Genomic DNA, 10,341 nt, shown 5'->3' with positions numbered 1-10,341 from the left:
AAGCGAGTGCCCGGAGCGGAAATCAACAGGCCAGTTAGCAGGGCCAATCCATTATAAAAAAAAATTGCCGAAAAATATACCCTTTCTCGACAATCTGAGATCATCTTTTTTTAAAAGATGGCCTTTTTTACTTTTCCGTTTTCCGTACTACGAAGAAAATACGCTCTGAATTGGATTGCGGCGGCGAAGGTGCAAAATCAGCACAGATCTCGAGTATGTCAAAACCGGACTCCAGTAACCAAGTGGAATATTGCTGCACTGTATATGTCCGCTGAAAATGGAGTTCATCATAGCGGTCATATTTATCTGTTCGTTCATCCAAAACAAAAAAGCTTAGCTCATGTTCAACACTGTCAGGGAGCTCCCCAGGGAAACTATTCCATATATAGGATATCTGTTCCTCATTCAAAGCGAAGGTTTGATTCATGAAACCATGGGATAGTTTATAGATGGAGTGCACATCAAAAAAGAAAAGCCCTCCACTGCGCAAATGCTGAAAAACAGAAGAAAAAGTATCGATTACTTCTTCTTCTGTCTCCAGATAATTTAATGAATCACAAAAAATGCCGATCACATCAAATTGCCCCTGACCTTCCAAATCCCTCATATTCTGCTGAAAAAAGGGAATTCTCTCACCTTGGGATTCTGCTTTAGCCTGGGCTACTGCGAGCATATCTTCTGAAAAATCCACACCAGTAACCTGAAAGCCTTCTTTAGCAAAACGAACAGAGAGTTCACCTGTCCCGCAAGCTAAATCAAGCAGATGTGGCGCTTCATTAATATTGTATTTTACCAGCATTTCTTTAACAAACTTCACCCACTCACCATAAGGGGCATCCCTCATCAATTCATCATATAGGTAAGCGAATTGCTGATAACTCATGAATTTATCTCACTAAGGACATCTTCTAACGGTGCATCGCCCCATAACCGCTCCAAATTGTAATAGCTTCTTTCCTCACGATGGAAGACGTGGGCAACAACATCGCCTAAATCAATTAATATCCACCTAGCTTCATCGAAGCCCTCGATTCTTTTGACATCGTAGCCGTTTTCCAGTGCTTTTTCTTTCATTTCTCTGGCAATCGCCTGGACTTGTTTATCGGAATTACCATGGCAAATAATAAAATAATCAGCAATTAAGGAAATTCCCTGCATGTTTAGGGCCAGAATGTCTTCCGCCCGTTTGTCGTCCGCCGCTTTTACCGCAATTTTTAGTAATTCTTGATTATCCATTCATCAAGCCTCCAGTTTATTAATAAGGTCATTGTAGGTATAAAATGTATCAGGATACACAGTTTGATTCTTTTTCAGTAAAAATAGAATTGTATTTTGAACCGCTTTAATTAATGCTTGATCCAAGTTTTCTTTGGCCATCTCTCTAACTTCTACGACTCCAGGAAAATGCCTGCCTGGTTCAATATAATCAGCTAAATAGATGATTTTTTCAAGTAAGGTCATCCCTATTCTTCCTGATGTATGGTAACGGATTGCATCCAAAACTTCCTGGTCGGTGATGCCTGCTTCCTTTTCCACTAGATAAGCTCCAACAGGCGCATGCCATAATTCAGCATTAAACTCAAGCAAATCCTGTGGAAATCCCTGGACGACAATGATTTCTCTCATTTCATCCTTTGACCGAAATTTCGCATAGTCATGAAAAATCGCCGCTAGTTCTGCCTTCTGTTCATCTGCACCATATTGTCTAGCCAATGTGATAGCTGTTTCTGTTACACCTAACGTATGCTGATAACGATGCTCCGTTAATTGTTCCTTTACAAGCTTTAAGGCCTCTTCACGTTCCATATAATTGATTCTCCTCGATATATTGGATAACCGAATCAGGCAATAAATAACGAACCGTCTTTCCACTTGTCAATCGATCTCTAATCATACTCGATGACACATCGAAAGTAGGTACGTCCACATAAAGAATAGGATAGTTGGCTTGAAGGCTGTAGGACGGTCTATCAACGCCAATAAATTGAACAAGGTGGACAAGCTCATCAATTTTGTGCCATTTAGGTAAATATTCGATCATATCTGCCCCAATAATAAAGAAAAAATGATAGTCAACATATTCAGCATTAATCATTTTCATGGTATCAACTGTATACGAAGGTCCGTCGCGTTCGAGTTCTATTGGTTGAATCTTAAAAGCTGGATTCCCTTCGATTGCCAGTTTTAACATCTTTAGTCGGTTCTCATCTTTAACCGATTCTGGTTTTTTCTTGTGTGGTGGCTCATGATTCGGCATAAACCAAATTTCATCCAGTTGTAGTTCGGATAGAACTTCATTGGCAATCAAAAGATGTCCGTAATGCGGCGGATCAAACGTTCCGCCCAATATTCCAACTTTTTTCATCCATTCGCCATCCTTTGCTCCATTAGATTAAGGAAGTTTGATTGTTTTTTTCTCGACTGACTCCTTATAAAGGACAATCGTGTTGCCAATAATTTGAACGATTTCAGCGCCAGCACCATCTGCTAACTGCTCGGCGACTACTGTTTTATCTTCCTCACAATTTTGTAAAATACTTACTTTAAATAGTTCTCTTGCTTCAAGTGCATCGGCTATTTGTTTAATCATATTCTCGTTTACGCCGCCTTTTCCTACTTGAAAAATAGGATCTAAGTGATGAGCTTTTGAGCGTAAAAATCCTTTTTGTTTGCCTGTTAACATTATTTTCCTCCTAGTTGTCCTAACACATTTTCTCTCATTCTTTCTACATCAGGGAAAATACCTGTCCATTTTTCAAAAGCAAGTGCTCCCTGATACACAAACATATCTAGTCCGTTTTGAATCCTTGCACCTTTTTTACTTGCATCATGTAAAAATTGCGTTTCAAACGGATTATAAATTATATCACAAACCATTGTCTGTTTACTTAAATTGTCCAAATAAATGGGTTGTTCAGCGATTTTCGGGGACATACCAATCATCGTCGTTTGAATAATAAGATCGTAATCCGCTAATTTTTTTTCTGCCTCGGCTAAGGACAAAGCACTTGATGAAATAGAATAGGGACAATCTTTAATAAGACTCCAAGCTTTTTCGATGGTACGGTTAGCAATATCCACAGCTTGTGGCTCTTCCTTGGCTAAAGTAAAATAAATCGCTCTAGCCGCCCCACCTGCCCCAAGCACTAATACCTTTTTCCCTTTTATTACTGGTAAATAAGCATGTAATCCCTTTAAAAAACCCGGACCATCGGTATTGTAGCCAATCAGGCATCCATCTTCATTAACAACAGTATTAACGGCGCCAATACTGGCGGCTAATTCATCTACCCCATCAAGAAAAGGAATGATGTTGCTTTTATGAGGGATCGTGACATTAAATCCACCTGCCCCAAGCGCCTTTAAACCTTTGACGGCATCCAGTAAATCCTCTTTCTGCACTTGGAAAGGGAGATAGTGGGCGTCAATGTTAAAAAAAGAAAATAAATCATTGTGCATGACCGGGGACATAGAATGCCCGATTGGATTTCCTAGGACAGCGAATAGCTTCTTCATTTGTTCTCCCCACCAGTAACAAAATATTCGATTATATTAATGATTTTCGAATTAACGTTTGGACACCTTTTGGAACGTAAGCAATCACTTTTGCCCCCGGCTCATTTACCGTTATCCATCCAAGACCAGAAAAAACAATATCCGTCTTCGCTTCTTTTATGAAAAATTCTTGTTTCACAAGCTCTGGAAACGAGTTTAATTGTTCCTGCCGAGGCGGTGTCAGCATTTCCCCGACATGCTTTTCATACAGGTCTGTTGCATTTTCTATTTTCGTTCTATGAATATTGATTTCATTGGAAACATAACAAACAAATGATCTTCTACCGCCGCTTACATAGTCAAATCTGGCTAGGCCCCCAAAGAATAAAGTTTGTCCTTCATTTAATTGAAACACCTTCGGCTTTATTTCTTTTTTAGGTGTGATAATTTTCAAATCTCTCTTATCAATAAAGTGCGCCATCTGATGATGATTAATAATCCCTGGTGAGTCAATTAATGACCTATCATCATCTAGCGGGATTTTAATAATATCCAGCGTCGTCCCTGGAAAATGGGAGGTCGTAATAACATCTTCTTCCCCTGTCACTTCCTTAATGATTCTATTAATAAAAGTAGATTTCCCAACATTCGTGCAGCCTACGACGTACACGTCTTTCCCGTTCCGAATTTCATCAATGGCTGCCGCTGTTTCTTTCACATTTAAACCTCTAGCTGCACTGACAAGGAACACTTCTTCAGGTCTTAGCCCCAGTTCCTTTGCTTCATGCTTCATCCAGTTAATCAATTTGTTATGCTTGATAGATTTTGGCAATAAATCAACCTTATTTCCAACAAGTAAGACTTTGTTATTGCCAACAAAGCGGTGCAACCCAGGAAGCCAACTGCCATTAAAATCAAAGATGTCAACAATCATCACTACAAGGGCATCTGTCCTGCCGATTTCATTTAATATTTTCAAAAAGTCATCGTCCGTTAAACTAACATCTTGAACCTCGTTGTAATGCTTGAGACGAAAACATCTTTGACAAATAATCATTTCCTTTTCCAATGCTGAAGCTGGTGCATAGCCTATTTCCTCCGGGTTTACCGTTTGAACTTGAACACCGCAGCCCATGCAAATATATTGTTGTTCACTCACTGATTAGTCCTCCCACTGAAGCATGCCTTTTTTTCGGAACCAATTTAGAATTCTTCGTTCCGCGAAGCGATTAAATTTTGTCCAAAAACCGTCTGTTTGCGCAACCGGCACAACAAGGATCGTATGAAATCCGCTACGGTTTCCGCCAAGTACATCAGTTAATAATTGGTCCCCGATAACCACGGCATCTTCTTTTTTAATGCCCATTTGAGAAATTGCTCTGTGAAAGGCAGGTCCCATCGGCTTCCGTGCCCGAAAAATAAACGGGATATCGAGCGGGTCAGAAAAAGCCTTTACTCGTTCTTCATTATTATTTGAAACAATCGTAACGAGGATATTTTGTTTTTTTATTTCGTCAAACCATTTTATCAATTGTGGAGTGGCAGTTGGGCGATCCCATTCCACTAATGTATTATCCAAATCCGTAATAATTCCTTTAACTCCTCTTGATTTTAACTCTTCAGGAGATATATCCAGAATGCTTTTCACATGTTCATTCGGTAAAAATTGTTTTAACACTAAGCTTACACCTCATTATAATTCTAAATATGAGCACTAAATTTATCTTTAGCACCTATCTTCACTTGTACCATCATAACCAATTTTAACCTTTGATTCAAAGAATTAATGCTTACATCTTATTGTTTATCAAATTTAGGAAAGACATGATTCAAATACTTCCTCTGATTTTAAAAAATAACCTATTTTCAATTAATATAACTTTTTTTTAATCAAAAAAAATATTTTTCGACAAATCTCTACTTTTCCCATTCCTGTGGATAACGTTATTAACATTTTACCTATTGTATCTTTTAAATTTTGTGACTTTATAAACAAATTATTCACAAGTTATCCACAAATAATCGTGGATAACTTGAGTGATTGTTCAAAAGGAATAAATTTGGTAGATTTAGGGTACACCAATTGAACGTACTATTTTATGTTTGCATGACAGCCAATAGAACCATTTATTTTTAATCGGAGGTGGATTCTGACGTGCGGAAACTGTCAGATGAATTATTAATTGAATCATATTTTAAAGCAAGAGAACTAAACTTAAGTCCGGATTTTATTGGGCTCATTGAGTCCGAAATTAACCGACGTTCCTTGGTCAATAAAATTAAATTGTCTTGCTAATTTTTCCATACTGCCCTATAGTGGGCTTTTCTTTTTGTCTATCTAACATGGCGCGAAAAAACACCATGCCAGCTTTAATGTTTATCTACTTTTTCAATATCCCGATTTTTTCTCCGACCTTAATTTCTTTAGGTGTGTTTATTGTGGCATCAATTTGAAAAATATCCTTTTCAAATAATAAGACAACAGTCGATCCAAAACTAAAATAGGCCATCTCTCTGCCCTTTTCTAATTCTGTCCCCTTATGTGTGGTTTCAATTGAATTTACGAACATGGCTCCAACCTTTACTATTGCGACATGCCCATATTCCGTTTGGACCTCCGTCATGACTCTATAATTCTTTGACAGCGTTCGAACCCCATATTTTAGCCCCCATTTATTCACCGGGTATGACTTCTTCCCAAGTGTCCACTGCTTAGTGACGATTCCATCCACTGGACTATGAATTCGGTGGTAATGGCTAGGGCTTAAATAAAGAATCATATATGTACCATTTAAATATTTTGTTAACAGCTCACGATTCCCGAGCATCTCTTCAATTGAATACGTCTTTTCCTTTACGATAATTTCACTTGTTTCCCTTATCAGACCAATATCCTCGATGACCGCATCAACAGGACTGACAACAGAATCATAATTTTTATCGATTTCGCGCGCGTCCTTTTTCAGCGTCCTTATAAATAAATCATGAAGAGTAGGAAATTCAGATAAGCTTTTCTCCATTTCTTCTTGATTCAAATGATAGATTTTGGCGAAGGACGGGACGACGAAACGACTAACCCGGGCACGGGCAAACCGCTTTAAAATGCTGGATGTCCACCTTCCATTCGTTAACTCAATTAATAGGCGATAAAAAGTTTGTAACATTGAACTACCCCCAAAAAGTGTAAAAATACTCTTTACGAATTGACATATAAGGCTTAGAATTAAATAATATAAAATAAGGAAAATTATTCCCTTCTAGCATAAAAAAGGAGTGGTGTGGAGAATGTTTTTATTGAACGTACTCGATCAGACAATTAAAAAACTTAAATCTCAAACAGCTAATGTTATTACTTTATTGAATTTATCATTAGGCGGATTCGCAATTGTATTCGGACTTCATGGCAATTTAAGACTAAGCTTACTGCTCATTTTTATAGCAGCCTTAGCGGATCGCTTTGACGGCATGATTGCACGAAAATTTAATATTGAATCAGAGTTGGGGAAACAATTGGATTCCATGAGTGATATTATATCATTTGGAGTGGCACCTGCACTATTACTATATCAAGGAATTTTAAATGAATTTGGCGGGCCTGGTTCATTTTTCACTGTATTCTACATTGGCTGTGGTGCATTCAGATTAGCGCGGTTCAACATTACCGAAAGCAATGGATATTTTACCGGTCTACCCATTACAGCTGCAGGATGCTTAGCCACATTAAGCTTTTTGGCTATACCCTACGTTCCTTCCCAAACGTTCTTATTCATTATCATCATTCTATCATTCCTAATGGTTAGTTCCTTTAAACTCAGAAAAGTATAATTTATTCAGAAAAAACGACCAATCTATGCGGTATGCAGGTGGTCTTTTTTTTGCATCCAAATCGGAAATGGAGTTAAACGCCACCATTTATTATGGAAATGCATTCATTCATAGCACCAGACTAACCTAATTAAGGCGGTCTGATCAGAGCTGTACTTCACTTCATTCGGCGTGAATAAATGAATATTTTTCAATCAGATTGGATATAGTGATGTATTTATGAAGTTTCTCCCCTTTGCCAAAACACGAAAATTAAATTTTCTGGACAGACACAATTTCCCATTTTCTTCATAGGAATGATTAATAGGCGATAGTCCAAAACAAGACGGGGGTGGCTTTATATGTCTGGAATCTTAACAGCTCTCGGTTATTTAGTGAAAGAATTTCTTTTCCTTGTTTCCTATGTAAAGAATAATGCCTTTCCGCAACCCCTATCTGCTGCAGAAGAAAGAAAGTACTTACGGTTAATGGCAGAAGGGGATTCACACGCGCGTAATATGTTAATTGAACACAATTTACGACTTGTTGCACATATCGTGAAAAAATTTGAAAATACCGGCGAGGATTCCGAGGATTTAATCTCGATTGGAACAATTGGTTTAATCAAGGCCATTGAGAGCTACTCAGAGGGTAAAGGAACAAAGCTCGCCACCTATGCCGCTCGCTGTATAGAAAATGAAATCCTCATGCATCTTCGGGCACTCAAAAAGACAAAAAAGGATGTTTCCTTGCATGACCCGATTGGTCAGGATAAGGAGGGAAATGAAATTTCTTTGATTGATGTGCTTAAATCAGAATCTGAGGATGTCATTGATACCATCCAGCTTAACATGGAGCTTGAGAAAATAAAAAAATATATAGAAGTTTTGGATAATCGGGAAAAAGAAGTCATCATTGGTCGCTTTGGCCTAGATTTGCAAAAGGAAAAAACACAGCGGGAAATTGCCAAAGAATTAGGGATTTCACGGAGCTATGTTTCAAGAATTGAGAAACGGGCCCTGATGAAAATGTTCCACGAATTTTATCGTGCCGAGAAGGAACGGAAGAAAAAAAATTAACATTTTGACGAAAAAAAAGAGATGAAAGATTATTAACGGGTTCCGTTACCTATCGCAAACATTAAAAATGATAATTAAAATGAGTGTCAAATTGTATATGAATTTGACACTCATTTTTTATTGGTATATAGCGATTTACACGGAACTTACTCTAAAAAATCATATAGGGAAATGGACATCAATTTGTAAGGGTACACTGGCTGTTGTACCCCTACAATATTGGTTACATTTTGGTATACAAATCGTCTTAAAAAATGAATGGACTGGAAATTGAGCCTGAAATACTATTGGGTATTTATGTTAAAATAAAGTAAAAATTGTAAAATAATGTACAAGTGCGATACTTCTATAAGAATATCGCTTTCTTATAGGACTAAAAGAGCTTAAAAATGAAATAAATTAACTTAATTTTTTAATAAAGTGAAACTTTTGAAAACTGTATCTCGTTGTAGCTATAGAAAATTAAGGTGGTGAGCAAATGGCAAAAGAAAATACGGAAAATAATCATTTTACCAAAAATAATCAAGATGAATGGTTGGAAATAATAATGAGTGAATATGGAGAACGATTAAAGAAATTAGCGTTTAGTTACTTAAAGGATTGGGGCTTGGCACAAGATGTTGTCCAAGAAGTTTTTGTTACTTGTTATAACCAATATTATAAAGCATCTGAAATACACTATTTCAAACCTTGGATTTATCGTATCACCATTAATCGCTGTAAAGATATGCTAAAAAGCTCATTTCTAAAAAGATACTATTTTAACAATAACTTACTCAAACACTTTATTAATAAGGATTTGTCTCCAGAAATGAGGTTGGTGTTGAAAAGCGAAAAAGAAAAGCTTTCTCAAACAGTCCTCTCCTTGCCAGTAAAATATCGAGAAGTAATTATCTTTTTCTATTATGAAGAGATGACTATTACCGAAATTGCTGAACTTTTAGCCATTAATGAAAATACAGTAAAAACAAGATTAAAGAGGGGTCGGATATTGGTAAAAAAACTATTAGGTGGAAGTGAACTTTATGGAAGAACAATTGAGTAACCTTAAAAGAGCAATGGATGATACTGTATATAAGGGAAACCATTTTTCGGAAGAACATATGGTGAAAATAAGAAGTACCATAAAGCATCCGCATAAGAAAAACAGATTAGAGTGGTTTCCTAAGCTCTTAACGGTGACATTATTCATAGGCTGCATAATATTTATTACAGATATAACAAAAAAGAACATAAATTCCTCTGATAAACCATCACAATTAGAACAAAGAAATGGAACCAAAACAGAAGAACAAAGGAATAATGAAGATAACTGGGTGCATAAGACAGCAATAAAAAAAGTTCTTGAGCATCAGTTTACTGGTCCAGATGAGGAGTTTATGGAGCTGAATAAAAAAGAAGATATCCAAGAGTTAGGTAAGTATTATGCAAAGGTATACGGACCTTACTTTACAGAATCTGGGTTCATTTCCTTCATAGGTGCATTTGGTACTGGATACCCATCTTCAGCTTACTATAATGGCTATAAGTTAAGTCTTAAGAATATCACGATTGAGCAATGGGAGAATACTTCATATCGTTATACCTTCATAGCAACGGTCGGTTGTCAGAAAAATGGAGATGAAGAAAAAACTGCAAGTGTAGAAGGGGAAGTCCTTTTTTCTACAAAAGAAAAAGGGAAAATCCAGGGATTTCGATACGTGGAATCACAATTATCGGATATTTTGAGAACGAGCAATTGAACAATGACTTCGTTTTTCACTAACAGGTGCTTTAGTAAAACAACAATTGGACTGCTGTTTCGGCAAACTACTATGAAAGTAAGTTTCTTCAAGAAAGAAAAATGACAATACTTAAAAAGACCCTGCTCAATCGTTAAAAAAAGAGGAGAGCGATAATTAAAAAAGTCTATGGATTACTGTTGACTGGCTTAAGGTCAGTATCAGTATTGACACTTCCTAAC

Annotated in this window: 14 protein-coding genes; 5 read left to right on the top strand and 9 right to left on the bottom strand. The window is 37.0% G+C overall.

Annotated elements, in window-relative coordinates; genetic code table 11:
• Positions 1–127: 127 nt before the first annotated feature.
• Genes RTR43_RS25000 through RTR43_RS24965 form a run of 8 tightly spaced genes read right to left on the bottom strand, consistent with a single transcriptional unit; the run spans position 128 to position 5,173 of the window.
• Complete coding sequence (locus RTR43_RS25000; RefSeq protein ID WP_312476658.1) at positions 128–883, bottom strand: class I SAM-dependent DNA methyltransferase; 756 nt, start codon at positions 881–883, stop codon at positions 128–130.
• Positions 880–1,236 (bottom strand): ribosome silencing factor, encoded by a 357-nt coding sequence (gene rsfS / locus RTR43_RS24995; RefSeq protein WP_312476655.1) that lies wholly within the window; start codon positions 1,234–1,236, stop codon positions 880–882. Before rsfS ends, RTR43_RS25000 begins: the two co-directional genes overlap by 4 nt.
• A gap of 3 nt (positions 1,237–1,239) precedes the next feature.
• Positions 1,240–1,806: a bis(5'-nucleosyl)-tetraphosphatase (symmetrical) YqeK gene (gene yqeK, locus RTR43_RS24990; RefSeq protein WP_312476653.1), complete on the bottom strand. Its 567-nt coding sequence runs from the start codon at positions 1,804–1,806 to the stop codon at positions 1,240–1,242.
• Entirely contained in the window at positions 1,796–2,365 is a 570-nt protein-coding gene (locus RTR43_RS24985) for a nicotinate-nucleotide adenylyltransferase (RefSeq protein WP_312476650.1), read from the bottom strand. The genes yqeK and RTR43_RS24985 overlap by 11 nt, the downstream gene beginning before the upstream one ends.
• 27 nt (positions 2,366–2,392) lie before the next feature.
• Entirely contained in the window at positions 2,393–2,683 is a 291-nt protein-coding gene (yhbY, locus tag RTR43_RS24980; RefSeq protein WP_312476647.1) for a ribosome assembly RNA-binding protein YhbY, read from the bottom strand.
• Positions 2,683–3,516: a shikimate dehydrogenase gene (gene aroE / locus RTR43_RS24975; protein ID WP_312476644.1), complete on the bottom strand. Its 834-nt coding sequence runs from the start codon at positions 3,514–3,516 to the stop codon at positions 2,683–2,685. The genes yhbY and aroE overlap by 1 nt, the downstream gene beginning before the upstream one ends.
• 31 nt (positions 3,517–3,547) lie before the next feature.
• Entirely contained in the window at positions 3,548–4,654 is a 1,107-nt protein-coding gene (yqeH, locus tag RTR43_RS24970; protein ID WP_312476641.1) for a ribosome biogenesis GTPase YqeH, read from the bottom strand.
• A gap of 3 nt (positions 4,655–4,657) precedes the next feature.
• On the bottom strand, positions 4,658–5,173 hold the full coding sequence (locus tag RTR43_RS24965; protein WP_248735747.1) for a YqeG family HAD IIIA-type phosphatase: 516 nt from the start codon (positions 5,171–5,173) through the stop codon (positions 4,658–4,660).
• A 477-nt stretch (positions 5,174–5,650) separates the two neighbouring features.
• Here RTR43_RS24965 and RTR43_RS24960 point away from each other — a divergent pair, with 477 nt between their 5' ends.
• On the top strand, positions 5,651–5,791 hold the full coding sequence (locus tag RTR43_RS24960; RefSeq protein WP_312476637.1) for a sporulation histidine kinase inhibitor Sda: 141 nt from the start codon (positions 5,651–5,653) through the stop codon (positions 5,789–5,791).
• 85 nt (positions 5,792–5,876) lie between these two features.
• Here the strand turns inward: RTR43_RS24960 and RTR43_RS24955 are convergent, their stop codons facing one another.
• The gene (locus RTR43_RS24955) at positions 5,877–6,659 is read right to left on the bottom strand and encodes a phosphatidylserine decarboxylase (protein WP_312476635.1); all 783 of its coding nucleotides are present in this window, start codon (positions 6,657–6,659) and stop codon (positions 5,877–5,879) included.
• Between the two features lie 121 nt (positions 6,660–6,780).
• Here RTR43_RS24955 and pssA point away from each other — a divergent pair, with 121 nt between their 5' ends.
• The 4 genes from pssA (at position 6,781) to RTR43_RS24935 (ending at position 10,120) form a co-directional block, all read left to right on the top strand.
• Complete coding sequence (gene pssA / locus RTR43_RS24950; protein ID WP_312476632.1) at positions 6,781–7,320, top strand: CDP-diacylglycerol--serine O-phosphatidyltransferase; 540 nt, start codon at positions 6,781–6,783, stop codon at positions 7,318–7,320.
• A 341-nt stretch (positions 7,321–7,661) separates the two neighbouring features.
• Positions 7,662–8,378, top strand: a complete 717-nt coding sequence (gene sigK, locus RTR43_RS24945; RefSeq protein WP_066090313.1) for an RNA polymerase sporulation sigma factor SigK — start codon at positions 7,662–7,664, stop codon at positions 8,376–8,378.
• Positions 8,379–8,856: 478 nt separating this feature from the next.
• Positions 8,857–9,423, top strand: a complete 567-nt coding sequence (locus RTR43_RS24940) for a sigma-70 family RNA polymerase sigma factor (RefSeq protein ID WP_312476625.1) — start codon at positions 8,857–8,859, stop codon at positions 9,421–9,423.
• The gene (locus RTR43_RS24935) at positions 9,404–10,120 is read left to right on the top strand and encodes a hypothetical protein (RefSeq protein ID WP_312476622.1); all 717 of its coding nucleotides are present in this window, start codon (positions 9,404–9,406) and stop codon (positions 10,118–10,120) included. Before RTR43_RS24940 ends, RTR43_RS24935 begins: the two co-directional genes overlap by 20 nt.
• Positions 10,121–10,341: the final 221 nt, after the last annotated feature.

Source organism: Neobacillus sp. (assembly GCF_031988165.1).
GTDB classification, from domain to species: Bacteria; Bacillota; Bacilli; order Bacillales; family Cytobacillaceae; genus Neobacillus; species Neobacillus rhizosphaerae.
The sequence above is the reverse complement of the archived record's forward strand: the minus strand, read 5'-3'. Positions and strand labels throughout refer to the sequence as shown.